Genomic DNA, 18,275 nt, shown 5'->3' with positions numbered 1-18,275 from the left:
GCACGCACCCACCGAGGGAGGCCCCGTGGCCGCGACGACACCACAGACGGCTGCCGAGATCCGCATCGAGGGGCTGGTGAAGAAGTTCGGCTCCTTCACCGCCCTCGACGGCCTCGACCTGGAGGTACGGCGCGGCGAGGTCCACGGGTTCCTCGGCCCGAACGGCGCCGGCAAGTCCACGACCATCCGGGTCCTGCTCGGGCTGTTGCGCGCGGACGCCGGCACGGTCGAGCTGCTCGGCGGCGACCCGTGGCGCGACGTGGTGGACCTGCACCGGCGCCTCGCCTACGTGCCCGGCGACGTCGTGCTGTGGCCGTCGCTGACCGGCGGTGAGGCCATCGACCTGCTCGGCAACCTGCGTGGTGGCCTGGACCCGACGCGGCGCGGCGGCCTGATCGAGCGCTTCGAGCTGGACCCGACCAAGCGGGGGCGCCAGTACTCCAAGGGCAACCGGCAGAAGGTCGCGATCATCGCCGCCCTCGCGGCCGACGTCGAGCTGCTGATCCTGGACGAGCCGACCTCCGGCCTCGACCCGCTGATGGAGGCCGTCTTCCAGGACGAGGTCGCCTCGGAGAAGGCGCAGGGGCGCACGATCCTGCTGTCCAGCCACATCATGAGCGAGGTCGAGGCGCTCGCCGACCGGGTGAGCATCATCCGCCAGGGCGCGATCGCCCAGACCGGGACGCTGGAGCAGCTGCGCGGCCAGGCGCGCGTGACCATCAATGCCACGTTGACCCGCACTCCGGACCCCGGCGGGCTCGCCGACCTCGAGGCCCTGCTGCACGAGGTGCGCCTCCAGGGCCGCCGGATGACCGCCATGGTCGAGCCCGACCGCGTCAACGACGCCATGGCGGCGCTCGTGACCTACGAGATGTCCGCGCTCACGGTCTCCCCGGCCTCCCTGGAGGACCTCTTCCTTCGCCACTACGACGAGGCCCCGACGCCGTGAGCCGCACCGGACGCGGCTCGGGAGCGCTCCTCGGGACCCGGCGGCTGCTGGTCGTGGCCCTCCACCAGGACGCCCGCCGGATCGCGCCCTGGGTGGTGCTGATCTCGGTGCTCTCGGCGTCGTCGGTGCTGGCCTACACCTGGATCTTTCCCGACACCGAGGACCGCCGCGAGCTGGCCGGCACCATCGGCGCCAACCCTGCGCTGGCCCTGGTCTTCGGCCCCGCCCGCGACCTGATGAGCGCCGACGGGTTCAACGCCTGGCGCGCCGGCATGCTGGGCGCCTTCTTCGCCGGCCTGATGGCGATCCTGGTCGTGGTCCGCAACAGCCGCGCCGACGAGGACTCGGGGCAGGCGGAGCTGGTCGCCTCCGGCGTCCTCGCCCGCAGCAGCCGGCTCGCGGTCGCGGTGCTGGTGGCGGTCCTCGCCTCGGTCGCCCTGGGTGTCGTGTGCTTCGCGCTCACCGTCGCCTGCGGTGGCGGCGTCGCCGCCACGCTGGTCCTGTCGGCGAGCTTCACCGCCTCGGGGCTGATGTTCACCGGTGTCGCCGCCATCACCGCGCAGCTGGGCTCCGACGCCCATGCCGCCTCCAGCCTCGCCATCGGTGTGCTCGGCGTCTGCTACGTCGCGCGCGGCTACGTCGACTCCACCGACGCCGGCGGCGCCGCCACCTGGCTGACGCCGCTGGGCTGGCTGGAGCAGACGCGACCGGCCACCGGTGACGACCCGCGGCCCCTGCTGCTCGCGCTGGCGCTCGCCGTCGTGCTCGTGGCCGTGGCGTTCGTGCTCCAGGCACGCCGCGACTTCGGCCAGGGACTGCTCGCCCAGCGCCCGGGACCGGCGGGCGCACGGCTGGTGGGCAACGTGTGGGGGCTGGCGCTGCGCCTCCATGCGACCGCGCTGCTCACCTGGCTGATCGCGTTCCTCGCGCTGGGCTTCGTCTTCGGCAACCTGGCCACCTCGATCGGCGAGATCGCCGCCGACAGCGAGGCGGTGGCCGACGTGTTCGCGTCGGGCGCCGCCGGGTCCGCCAGCCTGACCTCCGCCTTCATCGCCACGATCCTGCAGATCGTGGCGATCGTCGCCGCCGTCGCCGGGGTGCAGGTCGTGCAGCGGGTCTACGCCGAGGAGGTCGCCTACCGCGTGGAGCCGCTCCTGGCCGGCTCGCTGCGACGCGCGACGTACCTGGCCAGCAACACGGTCGTCGCCCTGCTCGGCTCCGCGATGGCGATGCTCGTCGCCGGCACCACCCTCGCCGCGGTCGCGTCCGCCCGCGACGACACGGTCGCGTTCGGTGACGTCGTCGGTCAGTCGGGGGTCACGATCCCGGGCACCTGGGTCCTCGTCGCCCTCGCGCTCGCCGTCGTCGGGGCGGCGCCGTCGCGCCGGTTGGTCGGCTGGCTCGGCGTCGTGGCGACCTTCGGGCTCACCCTCCTCGGCCCGACGTTCAAGCTCCCCGGCTGGGCCCTCGACATCAGCCCGCTGCGCCACGTCCCCGACGTCACCGCCAGGTCGCCGGACTGGTCGGGGCTGGCCCTGCTCGGCGGCGTGGTCGTGGTGCTGCTCCTCGTGGGCTTCGCCGGCTTCCGGCGCCGCGACGTCGTCTGAGGCGACCGGACCGCCGGACCGCCGTCAGCGGCTAGGCATGCTTGCCCCAGACGTAGCCGCCGAACGCGGCGGCGACGCAGACCACCAGCACGCCGATCCCGTAGGCCAGGGCCAGCCCGTGCTTCTTCTTCTGCACCAGCTGGACGGTCTCGTAGCTGGCGGTGCTGAACGTCGTGTAGCCGCCGAGCAGGCCGGTGCCGATGATCGCGCTGACGTCGGTGTCCTCGATCCGCGCGGCCACCAGGCCGGTCAGCAGGCCCAGCACGAAGGAGCCGGTGAGGTTGATGATCGCGGTGGACCACGGGAACGACGATCCCTTGGTGCCGGACTTGATCAGGCCGTCGAGCACGTAGCGCAGCGAGGCGCCCACGCCACCGGCGAGGATCAGCAGGAGATAGAGGCCGAGCGTCATCGCCGGACACCTCCCTCGTGCTCGGCGGAGGGCCGCAGCTGCGCCCCGGCCGCGATGCCGGCGACCGTCGCGCAGGCGCCCAGGACCACGGTGCCGAGCGCGTAGAGCACCGCGACGCCGACCCGGCTGTCGTCGAGGAGCACCGCGGTGTCGGTGGCCAGCGAGCTGTACGTCGTGAGGCCGCCGCAGAACCCGGTGCCGAGCAGCGCCTTGAGCTGGGAGGTGCGCGCCGCGCCGGTGTGGGTGCTGGTCAGGCCCTGGTAGAGGAACCCGAGCAGGAAGGCACCGAGGAGGTTCACGACCGGGACCACGACCGGGACCCCGTCCCAGCCGGAGATCTCCCGGGAGAGGACCTCCCGGCACCCGGCGCCGATGCCGCCGCCGACCAGCACCAGCGCGATCGACGCCGGGTGCAGGTACGCCGGTCGGGCCGAGGGCCGCTTGCGCTGCCCGCCATCGTCGCGCCCGGGGGCGCCTGTCACATCCGACATCAGCCGTCCGTCCTTTCGTGTGGCGTCACGGTGTCCTGGTCCACGGCACCGGGTGAGATCGTCTCGAGCAGGGCGAGCACGGTCTGGTTGACCCGGGCCAGCTCGCGCAGGACGTCGTCGGCGGCCCGGGTCTCGGAATCGGCCCCGGTGGTCTCGAAGCCGGCTGCGTCCGAGACGACGGCGCCGGGAAGCTCGCCCGCGAGCGCCGTCCTCAGTGCGGTGACATTCTGGGTCGTCGCCCGGCCCAGCGCATGCCAGTCCTGGTCCTCGGGACCCACCCCGGCCCGCACCGCGTGCTCGGTGGCGCGGACCAGGCGGCGGCTGTGGCTGGTCAGCGCCCACACGGCGGTCAACCTGCCCTCGATTCCTTCCGGGCCCAGCGCCCCCTCCGCCCAGCGCAGCGGCGCCGCCGTGGCGCCGATCCTGCGGACGTGCTCGCTGGCGGTGAGCAGGCGCTGGCGCAGCGCGGGCAGGGCGGCGGAGGACCCGCCGGCGAGCCGGTCCATGCAGGCCGCAACGATCGCGTCGACGTCCTCGGCGAGGGCCACGACGTCCTTGTCGAGCACCGTCCTGGTGTGCGTGGGCAGCAGGAAGAACGCGACGCCCAGCGCGAGGACGGCCCCCAGGAGCGTCTCCAGCACCCGCTGCTCCAACGCGAGCGCGGTCAGCTTGCCGAGGTACTCGTAGAGCAGCGCGAAGATCATCGTGGTCCACAACGTCGAAACCGCCGGGGAGACCTGGCGGTTGTACACCGACCCGAAGATGGCCACGACGAGCAACGGGATGATCACACCAGGGACCCCGATGTCGGAGATCGCGACCGCGAAGCCGACGATCGCCCCGGCCACCGTGCCCGCGACCCGGCGTGCGCCCTTGACGAAGGTGTCGCCGTCGGTCTCGCCGAGCACCTGATAGGCCGAGAGCGTGGCCCAGTACTGGTGGGTGGAGGAGACCAGCCACCCGACACCCAGCGACAGCGCTGACGCGGTGGCAGCCTGGACGGCGCGCCGGGCCGGCGGGCGCAGCCGCCGCCCCGCGGGCACGGGCCGGTCGTCGGTGTCGTGGACCACCGGCACCGACGTGGTGTCGTCGATCTCGGCCTTCGCCTCCTCGCGCTCCGCTGCGCTCAGCGGCACGTCGTACGGGAGCGTCGGGTCCAGCGCGGCGAGCGCCGCTGTCCGCAGTCCCTGGGCCGCCCAGTGGAGCTCGTCGACCGACTGGGTGAGCAGCCGGGCCGCCCGTGGCCACGCGGCCGGCGGCTCCTCGTCCGCCCACGGCGTCAAGTGCTCCGCGGGCCGCTCGCCGGACGCCGGCGCGAGCGCCATCGCCGCGAGGTGGGCCTGGAGCAGCTGGATGCGGCCGGCCAGCCGGGCGCGCACCTCGAGCGAGACGGTCACGCCGGCGAGGTCGCGAGCCGCGGAGACCAGGCTCATCAGCGCCAGCTCGGTGTCGAAGAGCCGCAGGCGCAGCGCCACGGCGCGCTCGGGCGGGACGCCCGTCCCCCAGTCCTCCCGGGACAGCTGCCCACCGGCGAACGCGGCATGGCTGCGCACCTGGCGCACCTGGAACTCGACGTGCTTGCGCACCGAGTGGTCCCACCGCGCCCACGAGACCGCGTCGAGCAGCGCGTCCATCGAGGACACCAGGCGGCGCCCGAAGCCGTCGAGACCACTGCGCAGGACCACCCGCGGCCGTTCGGGCAGGATCAGGTGGTCGAACACGAACCCCGCCGCGACCCCGACCACCGCGGCGCCTGCGAAGTCCAGGATCTCCTGCGGCTGCAGCCGCAGGATCAGCGCGAAGTAGTAGGACATGAACGAGACCTGGCCCAGTGCCATCCACCGAGGCCCGTGGCCCCGCGCCCAGACCGCGGCCGTCGCGACCGCCACGAGCAGCACCCCGGTGAGCCAGGCGGAGTCGGACACGAGCGCTCCCAGCACCACCAGCGCCACCACCGGCACCACCACGACGATGCTGGTGATCCGCCGCTGGCGCGCCGTGGCCCCGACTGCGGTGCCGGCGGCCAGCATCGCGACGAAGCCGCCGAAGATCGCCGGCTCCACCTTGGCGTGGTCGATGACGTCGAGGACGAGGAAGAGGAGGGCACCCGCGGTGACCGCGGACAGGACCGCCCGTGCCGCGGCGCGCAGCCGGGCGTTGCCGGGGTCGGTGCGCGAGAGGTAGCGCGCGACGAAGGCCTCCCAGCGCATCGGCCACGGGCGGGCCGTGCCGCCGGGTGGGCCCGGCAGCCGCAGCGGCGGACCGTCCCCGCCCTGCACCGCGCCCAGCGCGACGGCGTCCGCCGGCTCGAGGATCGACACCGGTCGGTCGGTGACGATGACCGGCTGGTAGTCGAGGTCGTCGCTGAGGGCCAGGGTGATCCGCTCGGCGCGGAAGGCGAACGGCAGCCAGGAGGAGTAGCGGCGGTAGGCGTCGTCGCCGTCCGCCAGCGGCTCGACCTGCGCCAGGCTCGCCATGGCCGCGTCGAGCTCGACGAACCGGGCGACCCAGCGGTCCTCGCCGGCCCGGCCCCGGTCGCGGGCGATCTGCTCGAACCGCTCGCGGGTCACGACCTCGGGCACCGCGAGGCTCCTCGCCGGCGTGGTGCGGTCGACGTACTCCCCGAACTCCAGGAGCTGGAAGCTCAGCGGCACCAGCCCCGGGTCGGTGGACGCCGGGTGCCCGGTGGGCAGCCCCCAGCGCAGCGCGCTCAGCGTCCCGGCGAGCATGCGCACGGCGTACGGCAGCGCGAACTGGTCCCGCCCGCTCTGGAAGTAGTACGCCGCGTGGTGCAGGCGCAGGCCGTCGACGTAGGAGGCGAAGGACCCGGCGATGCCGTCGAGGTGGCTGTCGAGCCCGTCGGGCTGCCCGTCGTGGAAGAACGGCGCCAGGCTGGCGGTGGGCGAGCCGGCGCCGCGCTCGGTGGTGAAGAAGTAGCGGCACAGCGAGTTGAGGTCGCCGATCACCGAGTAGACGCCGAGCAGGAAGGTCAGGATGAGCGAGACCAGGATGACCCCGCTCAAGGTCTCCGCGATGCTGAGGAAGCGGAGCAGGTCGGTCTCGGCGGTGAGCGAGGAGCCGCCGACGGTGGAGAGCTGGGCGGCGCTGAAGTAGAGGGCGTCGAAGAGCGTCAGCCCGGCGTCGGTGCCCGACACCGAGAACGCCGCGCGCGACATCAGGCCGTAGTAGATCAGGCCGAACCCGGTGATGATCCCGAACAGCCAGGTCGTGATGACCGCGACGATCTGTAGCCCGGTGACCTGGCGCAGCGCGACCGGTCGCCAGCGCCTCGACATCCGCCGGGTGAACCGGCGCACGACGGTCCACTGGCCACGGGTCACCCGCCCGGCGATGAAGCCCGCCTCGTCGAAGTTGAGGGCGGTCAGGAACAGGTCGAGAAGGGTCGCCGCCAGGACGACGATCCCGAGAAGGAGCCAGAAGTCTTCCATCGAGGGCTGTCAGCCGCTCGCAGGGGCGTGCCGACGGGCGATCGAAGGAGCCATGTCTGCCATTACCACACGACGCCGGCCATTCTGACCAGACTTGCCACAAACTCATTTGTGCGTATGGTGATTTGAGGCACATCTAGTCCGGTCCGCTGGAACTCCCCCCCCCAAAATCCGGAAGGTCGTCGAGGCCATGAACCTGACCCCTCGCGAGATGGACAAGCTCTACATCTACCAAGTCGCGGACCTGGCCCGGCGCCGCCGCGAACGCGGCACCAAGCTCAACATCAGCGAGGTCCAGGCCCTGATCTGCGAGGCGATCCTGGAGGCGGCACGCGACGGCAAGTCCGTGGCCGAGTGCATGGAGCTGGGCAAGCACGTGGTCTCCGAGGCCGACTGCATGCCCGGTGTCCGTGAGCGACTCGCGCTGCTCCAGGTGGAGGCGACCTTCGTCGACGGCAGCAAGCTCGTCTCCTGCCACGACCCCGTGGCGGCGTGACCGATGCTCCTCTCGGGGGAGCCCACACCGGTCACCGTCCTCGTCGGTGGGCACGAGAGCGCCGACGGCGCTGACCTCGTGCCGCTGCTCGACGCCCTCCCCCACGCGGTGGTGAGCCCGTCGGGCCGCGCGCTGCAGGACGCCCTCGGCGCTCTGCTCGCGGCCGGCGGGTCCGCCGTGGTCCTGCCGATGACCTGGGGCCGTGACCCGAGCACGGTCGCCGAGACCGCCAAGACGTTGAGCTGGCTCGCCTCCCGTGGAGGCGCGGGCCGCCTGTCGCTGTGTGCCGACTTCGGCACCCCCGACCACCTGGTCTCGTGGCTGCGCCGCGCCGCCACCCAGACCGCAGCCGGCCGCCCCGGCGCCGGGGTCGTCATCGCGGCGGCGGCCTCGAACCCGTTCGACGACGCCGACCTGCACCGGGTCGCGCACCTGGTGCGCAGCCACGGGGCCGGCGTCGAGGTCGAGGTCGCCTGCCTGGTCGACCCGGGACCCGACCTTGCGCGCGCCGTACGCCGTGCCCAGCTGCTCGGCAGCGACGACGTCGTCGTCGTACCCGCCGGGTTCGCCCGCAACGCCCCGGGAGGCCTGCCCCCCGCCCACGCGTCCTTCTTCGGCCCGCTGCTGTCCGAGCGCGCCGTTCTCGACATCGTGCGCCGCCGGGTGAGCGAGGCCCAGCACGCAATGAGCCATGGCGACGACGGGATCGCCGCCGGCCTGATGGCCGACCACGGGCACGGCTACGCCCACTCCCACGACGGCGAGGGAGGCGGGCACGCGCACGCCCACCCGCACCCTGGGCACGACACACCACACGAGACGCCGCGATCGCGCGGTACGTCCCCCGGCGAGGCCCTGTCCTCGTCCCACTGACACCGCCGGGCGCCGCATCGCGTGCCCGTCCACCGGAGGGAATCCCCATGCTGGGCAGCCCCAAGTACCACCACCAGGAAACCGACATCGAGATCAACGCCGGTCGCCCGACCGTCACGCTCAACGTCAGCAACACCGGCGACCGCGCCGTGCAGGTCGGTTCCCACTTCCACTTCTTCGAGGTCAACAGCGCCCTGCTGTTCGACCGCGAGCAGGCCTACGGGATGCACCTGGACATCCCCGCCGGCACCGGCGTCCGCATCGAGCCCGGCGACACCCGCGAGGTCACGCTGGTGGCGTACGCCGGCGGACGGCGGGCCTGGGGCTTCAACGGCCTGGTCAACGGCGGCCTCGACCTCCCGGTGACCAAGGCCGCGGCGCTCGAGCGCATGCGTGACCGCGGATATCAGGACGGCACACCGAAGTCCGGCACGACCTCGAAGAAGGGCAAGAGCTGATGGCCATCATCTCCCGCAGGCAGTACACCGACCTCTACGGCCCCACCGTCGGGGACCGGGTCCAGCTGGCCGACACCAACCTGGTGATCGAGATCGAGAAGGACTTCAACGAGGGGTTCTACGGCGACGAGATCGTCTACGGCGGCGGCAAGACCGCACGCGACGGGATGGGCGCCGACCCCTACACCACCGGCGCCGAGGGCGCCTTGGACCTGGTGATCACCAACGCGGTGATCCTCGACCCGATCCTGGGCGTCCTCAAGGGCGACATCGGCGTCAAGGACGGCAAGATCGCCGGCATCGGGAAGTCCGGCAACCCGCACCTGCAGAACGGCGTCGACCCGAACCTCATCGTGGGGGCCGGTACCGAGCTGCTCGCCGGCGAGCACCTGATCGTCACCGCCGGCGCGATGGACCCGCACGTGCACTACATCTCCCCCCAGCAGGCGGAGGCCGCCCTGTCCAACGGCATCACCACGCTGTTCGGTGGTGGCACCGGGCCGACCGACGGCACCAACGGCGTGACCACCACGCCGGGCGCCTGGTACCTGAAGAAGATGATCGGGGCCGCGGAGGACGTCCACGTCAACATGGGCTTCCACGGCAAGGGCAACTGCTCCCACGAGGGCCCGCTGATCGAGCAGCTGATGGCCGGCGCGTCGAGCCTGAAGGTGCACGAGGACTACGGCACGACCCCCGCGGCACTCAGCACCGCGCTCTCGGTCGCCGACGACTACGACGTCCAGATCTCGGTGCACACCGACAGCCTCAACGAGTCCGGCTTCGTGGAGAACACCGCCGAGGCGATCGCCGGGCGGACCATCCACACCTACCACACCGAGGGCGCCGGCGGCGGTCACGCACCCGACATCCTCAAGCTCGCCGGCCACCCCAACGTGCTGCCCTCCTCGACCAACCCCACGCTGCCCTACACCGTGAACTCGGTGGACGAGCTGCTCGACATGGTGATGGTCTGCCACCACCTCTCCCACGACATCCCCGAGGACGTCGCGTTCGCCGACTCCCGGGTCCGTGCGGAGACGATCTCGGCGGAGACGGTGCTCCAGGACGAGGGCGTCATCTCGATGTTCTCCTCCGACTCCCAGGCCATGGGCCGCATCGGCGAGTCGGTCACCCGCGCCTTCCAGACCGCTCACCACAACAAGGACAAGCGGGGCAAGCTGGCCGAGGACGCCGAGGGGCACGACAACTTCCGGGTGCTGCGCTACCTGGCCAAGGTGACGATCAACCCGGCGATCGCGCAGGGCATCAGCCCCTACATCGGCTCCCTGGAGACCGGCAAGGTGGCGGACCTCGTGCTCTGGCCGATCTCGGACTTCGCCGCCAAGCCGAAGATGGTGATCAAGGGCGGCATCGTGAGCTGGGCGCAGATGGGCGACCCCAACGCCTCCCTGCCCACGCCGCAGCCGGTGCTGTACCGCCCGATGTTCGGGGCCTACGGCAAGTCGCAGCGCACCACGCGGATCACCTTCATGTCCCAGGCCGCGATCGCCGCCGGCGTACCGGAGGAGCTCGGCTTGGAGAGCCAGGTGCTGCCGGTGCGGGGGTGCCGCAACATCGGCAAGGAGCACATGGTCCGCAACAGCACACGACCGGTGATCGAGGTGGACCCGGAGACCTACAAGGTCACCTTCGACGGCAAGCCGGCCCACATCGACCCGGCCCAGTCGCTGCCTCTCAACCAGCTCTTCTTCCTGGCCTGAGGAGACACCGTGACCGCGACCCCCGTGCACGACCTGCTGGTCAGCCTCCAGCTCTCGGACTCCGCGTTCCCGAGCGGCTTCTACACGATGTCGCACGGGCTGGAGGGGTATCGCCAGGCCGGGGCGGTCACGACCGACGGGGTGGAGAACCTGCTCAGCGGGGTGCTGATCCACTCCGTGGGCCCGGGCGACGCCACGGCGCTCGCCCGGGCCCACGAGGCGGTCCTCGCCGAGGACTGGCCGCGGGTGCAGCTCGTCGACCAGATGCTCTTCGCCTCGAAGCTCAACGCCGAGATGCGCCGGGCATCGGTACGCAGCGGCCACCAGCTGACCGACATCGCCGCGGAGACCATCGGCGGCCCCGAGCTCGCCCGGTGGCGGCGCGACGTCCACGACAAGAGCACGCCCGGCTGCCAGCCGGTCGCGACGGCGGTGGCGTACGCCGCCTCGGGGGTCGGCCAGGAGCAGGCCGTCGCCTCCGACATGTCGGCCTTCGCGGTCAGCTTCCTCGGCGCGGCCCTGCGGCTGCGCCTGCTCGACCACCGCCAGGTCCAGGTGGTGCTGCACGGGATCGGCTCGGTCATCGAGGAGGCGACGCGCGCCGCGGTGCACCGCGACCTGGAGGACCTGGGCGGCTGCGCGCCGATGGCGGATGTGATGTCGGCCCAGCACGAGCGGGCCGAGGCCCGTCTGTTCGCCAGCTGAGGCCGCTCCCCCACGGTCGACACGACCGTCCATGACTGAACAACTGACACACGATGGAGGACGGATGAGCGAGAACGTGCTGCGCATCGGAATCGGCGGGCCCGTGGGCTCGGGCAAGACCGCGCTGACGGAGGCGCTGGTCCCCCGGCTCCTTGCTGCCGGGCGCCACCCCGCCGTGATCACCAACGACATCTACACCCAGGAGGACGCCCAGCACGTGCGCCGCGAGCTCGCCGGCATCCTGGACCCCGACCGTGTGGTCGGCGTCGAGACCGGGGCCTGCCCGCACACCGCCGTGCGCGACGACCCGACGATGAACCTCGCCGCCGGCGCGGAGATGCTGGAGCGCCACCCCGAGGTCGACACGCTGCTCTACGAGTCCGGCGGGGACAACCTCACGCTCACCTTCTCCCCCTCGCTGGCCGACGTCTTCGTCTTCGTGCTCGACACCTCCGAGGGCGAGAAGATGCCGCGCAAGCGCGGTCCCGGGATCACCGAGTCCGACATCTTGGTGATCAACAAGATCGACATCGCGCAGTACGTCCGCACCGACCTCGGCGTGATGGAGTCCGACGCCCACCGGGTCCGCGACGGCAAGCCGGTGATCCTCACCAACTCGCTGACCGGGGTGGGCGTCGACGCCCTGCAGGACCAGGTCCTGGCACTCTGGAACGCGCGGCCCACCGCGCTGTCGCGATGACGTCGCTCGTCGCTCCCGTGTCGGCCCCCGAGCCCCCACCGGTGGCGGCCGGGTACGGCGGCCACCGCCTCGACCCGGGCCACTACGAGCCGGTGCGGGTGCCGGCCGAGGTCGCACGCCTGAGCGGCGTACCGGACACCCTGCCCTCGGGCAGCCCGGGCAAGGTGGGGGTGCTGGAGCTCGAGTTCGCCCGCAACGAGCGCGGCACCGAGCTCGTCGGGCACTACCAGAAGTCGCCGTTGCAGATCATGCGCCCGCTGTACTACGACCTCGCGCGCCCGGACATGCCCTACACGTACCTGATGTCCACGGGGCCGGGGATCGTCCAGGGCGACCGCCTGCGCACCGACCTCGTCTTCGGCCCCGGCACCTCCGCGCACGTCACCACCGCGGCGTACACGAAGGTCCTCAAGATGGAGCACGACTACGCCGTCGCGCAGACCAACATCACCGTCGGCGACGACGCCTTCGTGGAGTTCCTCCCCGACCCGGTGATCGCCTTCGCCGACGCCCGCTTCTACCAACGCACCGCGGTCACCCTCTCCCCGTCGGCCACCCTCGTCCTGGGCGAGACGCTGGTGTCCGGCCGCCTCGCACGCGACGAGCGACACGCCTACTCGGTGCTCGCCACCGACCTGGAGGTACGCCGTCCCGACGGCACCGTGGTCGCACTCGACCGGGTCCGCCTGACCCCGACCGACGGGGTCACCGGCGGGCTCGCGGTCCTTGACGACCACGACGTGCTCTCCATGCTCTACGTGCTCACCGAGCGCGTACCGGCCGGCGAGATCGCCGATCTGCTGCACGACACCTTGACACCGTTCACCGACCTCGTCCTCGGCGTCAGCGCGCTGCCCGGCGACGCCGGTGCCTGGGTGCGGATCCTGGGTGACGACACCCTCTCCGTCGGACAGGCGCTCACCCGCGCCTGGAAGGCGCTTCGCCCCGTGCTGACCGGCACCGAGGCACCGCTCATCCGCAAGAACTGACGGACGGAGGGACTGAGATGTCCACGACCGGAGCCACCGCACCGTCCCGCACCTGGCTCGACTCGCTCTCGCTGCTTCCCCGTGGCGTCTCGCAGATCTTCTTCCAGAACAACGTCTGGACGGGGCTGCTGATCCTGCTCGCCTTCCTCGTGGCCGACTGGCAGATGGCGCTGCTGGTGGTCATCGGGGCCGTCTGCTCGACGCTCGCCGGGTACGCCCTGCGTGTCGACCCCGGCCACTTCGACATCGGCTTCCAAGGCTTCAACGGCGCGCTCATCGGCGCCGCGGCGTTCACCGCCCTGGGCGACCAGGGCTGGTCCTACGTGGCGACGATCGCCGGCGGCGTGGCCTGCGCCCCGGTGACCTGGTTCTTCGGCTGGCTCTTCGCCACCCGCCCACTCGCGCGGTACGCCCTGCCGTCGACGACGGCGCCGTTCTGCACGGTCGCCGGGATCATCTATGCCCTCACGACCAGCGTGCACGTCCGCGACACGCCCCACCACGTCGCCGACGGCACCGGTGAGTCGATGCTGCGTTCGCTGCTCACCAACGTCTCCGAGGTGGTGCTGGTCAACAGCGTCTGGTCCGGCGCCCTGATCCTGATCGGGCTCTTCGTCGCCTCCTGGAAGGTCGGCCTCGCCGCCTCGATGGGCAGCATCGTCGGCACCCTGTGCGCCTGGGCCATGGGCGAGACCTCCGAGACGATCAACGAGGGCCTCTCCGGCTACTCCGGCGTCCTGACCGCGATCGCGCTCGCCGCCGTGTTCCTCGTCGGCACCGCCGCCGCCTGGGTCTATGCCGCGATAGGCGCCGCGATCACCGCGGTGACGACGCTCGCGATGACCGACTGGTACGGCGACCCGCACTACACCTGGCCCTACATCCTCACGACCTGGGTCCTGCTCGTCGTCGCGGCCTACATCCCAGCGCTGAAGCGGCCATGAGCCCACCCCGCGGGCGCTCGCCCACGTCGGGCTGCTCGCCCACGCGCCGCACGAGGGAGTGACTGAGATGCAGCTGGTGTTGGACCGGGGCCACGTCCAGGGCCGGCGCGGCCCGCTCCTCCAGCTGGGCGGCTTCGCCCTGTCGACCGGGGAGTGCGTGCTCCTGGCCGGCGAGCCCGGGCAGGGCCACACCGCACTGGCGCTGGTGCTGACCGGCCGGCTGTCGCCGTACACCGGCCAGGTCCGCCTGGTCCGCGACGACGGCACCCAGTCGATCCAGCGCAAGGAGCTGCGCCGGCGCAGCGCGGTCGTCGACCTGCCGGCCGTCTCCGAGCCGTTCGACGCCATCCGGGTCGGTACCGTCACCGCCGAGGACCTCGCGCTGTCGCGGCGCGTCGTCTGGCCGCGTACGCCGCGGACCTGGCTGTCCTCGCACCGGCTGGCCACGCTGGAGCGCAAGCGGGTGGACACCGTGCCGGGCCCGGTGCGCACCGCACTGCTCACCGCACTGGCGGTGGAGCGCAAGAGCGTGCGCTTCCTCGTGCTCTCCCTGCCCGACCGGCACGGCGGCGACCCCTCGCAGTGGTGGGCGATCGCCCAGGCCTACGCCGCCGTGGGCTACGGCGTGCTGGTGCAGTGCGGGCTGTCCTCGGCACGCGACCTCGGCGCGACGCTGCCGCCGCCCGCCCACGGCAGCGACCAGCGCACGACGCCCCTCGAGGCGATGCGCCTGCGTCCGAGCCCCGAGCCGCGTCAGCCACCCGGCACGGCACCGCCGCCCACCGGCGACGTCGTCAACACCACCTGGCTGTCGGGCTCGACAGCAGCTGGAGGCAAGCACCGGGAGCCGCCGGCTCCGCCGCGGAGGGAGCAGGCGCCATGATCGTCATCCGGCTCGCCATCACCGAGCTGCGGCGGATCACCGCAGGCGTGCTGCCCAAGCTCGCGATCCTGGCCCTCGTCGTCATCCCGTCGCTGTACGCCGGGCTGTACGTCTACGCCAACAAGGACCCCTATGCCTCCCTGGACCGGGTGCCGGCCGCGCTGGTCGTGCAGGACCGGGGCGCGGTCCTCCGCGACGCCGCGAACGGGACCTCGCGGCGCGTCGACTACGGCGAGGAGGTCGCCAGCCGGCTGCTCGATGGAGACGGCGGCTTCGGCTGGGTCGAGACCTCCGAGCTGGAGGCCGAGGACGGCATCGCGACGGGGCGCTACGACGCCGCGCTGGTGATCGGCCCGCGCTTCTCCGCCGACCTCGTCTCCTCCACGCGCTACCAGCCCCGCAAGGCCAGCCTCGACCTGCTCACCAACGACGCGACCAACTACCTCGCCACCACGATCGCGAAGACCATCGCCGAGGACGTGCGCAAGGCGATCGCCCAGCAGGTCGGGACCAAGGCGGCCAGCGCCTTCCTGCAGGGCCTCGACGTGGTCCACACCGACCTGACCCGCGGCGTGAAGGGCGCGAACCGGCTGGTCGACGGCACCAGCCGGCTCTCCCGCGGCACCGTGCAGCTGGTCGAGGGCACCGCGCGCCTGGCCAGCGGCGCCGAGCAGGCCGCCAGCGGCGCCGGGCAGCTCTCCGACGGCGCGAACCGGCTCTCCGAGGGAGCGACCCAGCTGGAGCAGGGCACCCAGACCCTCTCCTCCGGGCTCCAGACGCTGCGTGAGCGGACCTCCTCGCTGCCCGCGGACACCAGCAGGCTCGCCACCGGTGCGCGCGAGGTCGCGGCCGGCAACGCGCGCGTCGCCATCCTCGGCCGGGAGGCGGCGGAGGTCTCCCGGGTGGTCGCCGCGCAGCTGCGCGCCGCGCGCGCCTCGCTCGCCGACGCGCTCGCGACGCTGGTCCAGGACGGGCTGCTCACCCGCGCCGAGGCGGACCAGCTGCTGGACCAGCTGAGCGCCGGCGCCATCCCGGTCGACCGCGCCGCCGCGCAGGTCCAGCGGGCCTCGGCGCAGCTCGACCAGCTCGGTCGCGGCTCCGAGGAGGTGGCTGCCGGCGCGGCCCGGCTGGCCGCGGCCTCGCCGACCCTCGTCGACGGCATCTCACGCGCCGCCTCCGGCGGCAGCCAGGTCGCCTCGGGCAGCGCCAGCCTCGCCGGGGGCGCGCGCACGCTGGCCGATGACACCGGCCGCCTGGTCGCCGGTGCGAACGAGCTCTCCGCGGGGGCCAACCGGCTGGCGTCGGCGAGCACGACCCTGCGCGACGGCGGACGGCGCCTGGAGTCCGGGACGGCCGAGCTCCGCAACGGCCTGGCGCGCGGGCTGCGCAAGGTGCCCGACCTGGACGAGCGGACCGAGCGCCGTACCGCGCAGACCATCGGAGACCCCGTGGGCGTCCGCGACGACACCCTCGCGCGCGCCGGGTCGTACGGCGCGGGCCTCGCCCCGTTCTTCATGTCCCTGGGCGGCTGGATCGGCGCCTACGTGCTGTTCCTGCTCGTCCGGCCGCTCTCGCTGCGCGCGCTCGCCGCCGACGGCCCCTCACTGCGCACCGCGCTCGGCGGGCTGGTCCCACCTGCTCTGGTCGGCCTGCTCCAGGCCGGCGTGATGTACGCGATCGTCCGCTACGCGCTCGACATCGACGCGGTGCACGAGCTCGGGACGATCGCCGTCCTGGTGGTCTCCTCGGTGACCTTCGTGGCGATCATCCAGGCCCTCAACGCCTGGCTCGGCACCGTCGGGGAGTTCCTCGGGCTGGTGCTCATGCTCATCCAGCTGGTCACCGCCGGCGGCACCTTCCCCTGGGAGACGATCCCGGAGCCGCTGCGCTCGCTGCACTGGTTCCTGCCGATGACCTACGCCGTGGACAGCCTGCGCCAGACGTTGTACGGCGGGGAGGCGCCGATCGTGGCGCGCAACCTCGGGGTGCTGCTCGGCGTGTGCCTGCTCGCCCTGCTGGCCACCGCGATCGCCGCGCGGCGCCAGAAGGTGTGGACCCCCAACCGGCTCCAGCCCGAGCTGGTGCTGTGACCCGGCCACCACCCCGAGGCCGCACCCGACCCCGAATCCCCGGCGCCTGCGCCGGAGCGAGGAGCACCCGACATGTTGCACCGCAAGGACTCGGTCCGCGACGACCTCGAGGACGACGTGTTCGCCTCGAGCGACCTGTCCACCCCGCTGCCGAAGTACCGGGTGCCCGAGACCGAGCAGGTCGCCCGGCACGCCTACCAGGTCGTGCACGACGAGCTGATGCTCGACGGGAACTCGCGGCAGAACCTGGCGACGTTCTGCCAGACCTGGGCGGAGCCCGAGGTCCAGGAGCTGATGGCGACCTCGCTGGACAAGAACATGATCGACAAGGACGAGTACCCGCAGACCGCCGAGCTCGAGGGCCGTTGCGTGCACATGCTCGCCGACCTGTGGCACAGCCCGGAGGCCGCCGACACGATGGGCACCTCGACCACGGGCTCCAGCGAGGCGGCGATGCTCGGGGGCATGGCGATGCTGTGGCGCTGGCGCCAGCGCCGGCGCGCCGAGGGCCGGTCCACCGAGCGACCCAACCTGGTCACCGGTCCGGTGCAGATCTGCTGGCACAAGTTCGCCCGCTACTGGGACGTGGAGCTGCGCGAGATCCCGATGGAGGGCGATCGGCTGATCATGACGCCCGAGGAGGCGGTGAAGCGCGTCGACGAGAACACCATCGGCGTGGTCCCGACCCTGGGGGTCACCTTCACCTGCCAGTACGAGCCGGTGGCCGAGGTGGCGGCGGCGCTGGACCGGCTGCAGGAGGACACCGGCCTCGACGTCCCGATCCACGTCGACGCCGCCAGCGGCGGGTTCATCGCGCCGTTCGTCGACCCCGACCTGGTGTGGGACTTCCGGCTGCCGCGGGTGAAGTCGATCAATGCCTCGGGGCACAAGTTCGGCCTGGCGCCCCTCGGGGTGGGCTGGGTGATCTGGCGCGACTCCTCCGACCTGCCCGAGGAGCTGGTCTTCCACGTGAACTACCTGGGCGGCGACCTGGCGGTGTTCGCGCTGAACTTCTCGCGCCCCGGCGGCCAGGTGGTCGCGCAGTACTACAACTTCCTGCGCCTGGGCCGCGCCGGCTACCGCAAGATCCACGAGGCGGGCTACCGGACCGCGCAGTACCTCGCCGACGAGATCGCTGCCATGGGTCCCTTCGACCTGGTCTACGACGGCCGCGGCGGCATCCCCGGCCTCACCTGGAAGCTGAAGGAGGGCGTCGAGCACGGGTTCACGCTCTTCGACCTGGCCGACCGGCTGCGCACCCGCGGCTGGCAGGTGCCTGCCTACACGTTGCCGCCGCACCGCGAGGACCTGGCCGTCCAGCGCATCCTGGTGCGCCACGACCTGAACCGCGACCTCGCCTCGCTGCTGCTGGAGGACTACCGGCGCGCCATCGAGATCCTCACCCAGCACGGGCTCAAGGAGCCGCTCACGGAGAAGGAAGCAGGAGGCTTCCATCACTGACCCCGCGGGCCCGCTCCGTCCGGACCCCGGAGCGGGCCCCGCGG

15 protein-coding genes and 1 pseudogene are annotated in these 18,275 nt (G+C 72.4%); 13 read left to right on the top strand and 3 right to left on the bottom strand.

Annotated elements, in window-relative coordinates; translation table 11 throughout:
* Positions 1-25: 25 nt before the first annotated feature.
* Both HOQ23_RS07755 and HOQ23_RS07750 read left to right on the top strand, forming a co-directional pair.
* Complete coding sequence (locus HOQ23_RS07755) at positions 26-949, top strand: ABC transporter ATP-binding protein (protein ID WP_367650421.1); 924 nt, start codon at positions 26-28, stop codon at positions 947-949.
* A complete protein-coding gene (locus HOQ23_RS07750; protein ID WP_216653899.1) occupies positions 946-2,556 on the top strand; it encodes an ABC transporter permease in 1,611 nt (536 codons plus the stop codon). The genes HOQ23_RS07755 and HOQ23_RS07750 overlap by 4 nt, the downstream gene beginning before the upstream one ends.
* Positions 2,557-2,587: 31 nt before the next feature.
* Here the strand turns inward: HOQ23_RS07750 and crcB are convergent, their stop codons facing one another.
* The 3 genes from crcB to HOQ23_RS07735 are packed head-to-tail and all read right to left on the bottom strand — an operon-like array spanning position 2,588 to position 6,908.
* Positions 2,588-2,968, bottom strand: coding sequence for a fluoride efflux transporter CrcB (gene crcB, locus HOQ23_RS07745; RefSeq protein ID WP_172213468.1), 381 nt, complete (start codon positions 2,966-2,968; stop codon positions 2,588-2,590).
* Entirely contained in the window at positions 2,965-3,459 is a 495-nt protein-coding gene (locus tag HOQ23_RS07740; protein ID WP_172213466.1) for a CrcB family protein, read from the bottom strand. The genes crcB and HOQ23_RS07740 overlap by 4 nt, the downstream gene beginning before the upstream one ends.
* A complete protein-coding gene (locus HOQ23_RS07735) occupies positions 3,459-6,908 on the bottom strand; it encodes an FUSC family protein (protein ID WP_172213464.1) in 3,450 nt (1,149 codons plus the stop codon). The genes HOQ23_RS07740 and HOQ23_RS07735 overlap by 1 nt, the downstream gene beginning before the upstream one ends.
* A gap of 190 nt (positions 6,909-7,098) precedes the next feature.
* On the opposite strand from HOQ23_RS07735, the gene ureA reads away from it, so the two are divergent.
* The 11 genes and pseudogenes from ureA (at position 7,099) to HOQ23_RS07680 (ending at position 18,231) form a co-directional block, all read left to right on the top strand.
* The gene (ureA, locus tag HOQ23_RS07730) at positions 7,099-7,404 is read left to right on the top strand and encodes an urease subunit gamma (protein WP_172213462.1); all 306 of its coding nucleotides are present in this window, start codon (positions 7,099-7,101) and stop codon (positions 7,402-7,404) included.
* Positions 7,405-7,407: 3 nt separating this feature from the next.
* A complete protein-coding gene (locus tag HOQ23_RS07725) occupies positions 7,408-8,277 on the top strand; it encodes a cobalamin biosynthesis protein CbiX (RefSeq protein WP_172213460.1) in 870 nt (289 codons plus the stop codon).
* A 47-nt stretch (positions 8,278-8,324) separates the two neighbouring features.
* A pseudogene (locus HOQ23_RS07720) lies at positions 8,325-8,633 on the top strand (urease subunit beta); the annotation flags it as partial.
* A gap of 101 nt (positions 8,634-8,734) precedes the next feature.
* Entirely contained in the window at positions 8,735-10,459 is a 1,725-nt protein-coding gene (gene ureC, locus HOQ23_RS07715) for an urease subunit alpha (protein WP_172213456.1), read from the top strand.
* A gap of 9 nt (positions 10,460-10,468) precedes the next feature.
* Positions 10,469-11,164 (top strand): urease accessory UreF family protein, encoded by a 696-nt coding sequence (locus tag HOQ23_RS07710; protein ID WP_216653897.1) that lies wholly within the window; start codon positions 10,469-10,471, stop codon positions 11,162-11,164.
* Positions 11,165-11,228: 64 nt separating this feature from the next.
* Complete coding sequence (ureG, locus tag HOQ23_RS07705; protein ID WP_172213454.1) at positions 11,229-11,864, top strand: urease accessory protein UreG; 636 nt, start codon at positions 11,229-11,231, stop codon at positions 11,862-11,864.
* Positions 11,861-12,853, top strand: coding sequence for an urease accessory protein UreD (locus HOQ23_RS07700; protein ID WP_172213452.1), 993 nt, complete (start codon positions 11,861-11,863; stop codon positions 12,851-12,853). Before ureG ends, HOQ23_RS07700 begins: the two co-directional genes overlap by 4 nt.
* A gap of 17 nt (positions 12,854-12,870) precedes the next feature.
* Positions 12,871-13,797: an urea transporter gene (locus tag HOQ23_RS07695; RefSeq protein WP_172213450.1), complete on the top strand. Its 927-nt coding sequence runs from the start codon at positions 12,871-12,873 to the stop codon at positions 13,795-13,797.
* A gap of 67 nt (positions 13,798-13,864) precedes the next feature.
* The gene (locus tag HOQ23_RS07690) at positions 13,865-14,680 is read left to right on the top strand and encodes an ATP-binding cassette domain-containing protein (RefSeq protein ID WP_172213448.1); all 816 of its coding nucleotides are present in this window, start codon (positions 13,865-13,867) and stop codon (positions 14,678-14,680) included.
* Positions 14,677-16,770: a YhgE/Pip domain-containing protein gene (locus tag HOQ23_RS07685; RefSeq protein WP_172213446.1), complete on the top strand. Its 2,094-nt coding sequence runs from the start codon at positions 14,677-14,679 to the stop codon at positions 16,768-16,770. Before HOQ23_RS07690 ends, HOQ23_RS07685 begins: the two co-directional genes overlap by 4 nt.
* Before the next feature lie 72 nt (positions 16,771-16,842).
* Positions 16,843-18,231, top strand: coding sequence for a glutamate decarboxylase (locus HOQ23_RS07680; RefSeq protein WP_172213444.1), 1,389 nt, complete (start codon positions 16,843-16,845; stop codon positions 18,229-18,231).
* Positions 18,232-18,275 lie beyond the last annotated feature (44 nt).

This window comes from Nocardioides sp. zg-DK7169 (assembly GCF_013155365.1).
Lineage (GTDB): Bacteria > Actinomycetota > Actinomycetes > Propionibacteriales > Nocardioidaceae > Nocardioides.
The sequence above is the reverse complement of the archived record's forward strand: the minus strand, read 5'-3'. Positions and strand labels throughout refer to the sequence as shown.

Bases quoted from the DNA above. Each gene is read 5' to 3' on its own strand.
- crcB (WP_172213468.1), bottom strand. From the start codon at position 2,968: ATGACGCTCGGCCTCTATCTCCTGCTGATCCTCGCCGGTGGCGTGGGC.
- HOQ23_RS07740 (WP_172213466.1), bottom strand. From the start codon at position 3,459: ATGTCGGATGTGACAGGCGCCCCCGGGCGCGACGATGGCGGGCAGCGC.
- HOQ23_RS07735 (WP_172213464.1), bottom strand. From the start codon at position 6,908: ATGGAAGACTTCTGGCTCCTTCTCGGGATCGTCGTCCTGGCGGCGACC.
- ureA (WP_172213462.1), top strand. From the start codon at position 7,099: ATGAACCTGACCCCTCGCGAGATGGACAAGCTCTACATCTACCAAGTC.
- HOQ23_RS07725 (WP_172213460.1), top strand. From the start codon at position 7,408: ATGCTCCTCTCGGGGGAGCCCACACCGGTCACCGTCCTCGTCGGTGGG.
- ureC (WP_172213456.1), top strand. From the start codon at position 8,735: ATGGCCATCATCTCCCGCAGGCAGTACACCGACCTCTACGGCCCCACC.
- ureG (WP_172213454.1), top strand. From the start codon at position 11,229: ATGAGCGAGAACGTGCTGCGCATCGGAATCGGCGGGCCCGTGGGCTCG.
- HOQ23_RS07700 (WP_172213452.1), top strand. From the start codon at position 11,861: ATGACGTCGCTCGTCGCTCCCGTGTCGGCCCCCGAGCCCCCACCGGTG.
- HOQ23_RS07695 (WP_172213450.1), top strand. From the start codon at position 12,871: ATGTCCACGACCGGAGCCACCGCACCGTCCCGCACCTGGCTCGACTCG.
- HOQ23_RS07690 (WP_172213448.1), top strand. From the start codon at position 13,865: ATGCAGCTGGTGTTGGACCGGGGCCACGTCCAGGGCCGGCGCGGCCCG.
- HOQ23_RS07685 (WP_172213446.1), top strand. From the start codon at position 14,677: ATGATCGTCATCCGGCTCGCCATCACCGAGCTGCGGCGGATCACCGCA.
- HOQ23_RS07680 (WP_172213444.1), top strand. From the start codon at position 16,843: ATGTTGCACCGCAAGGACTCGGTCCGCGACGACCTCGAGGACGACGTG.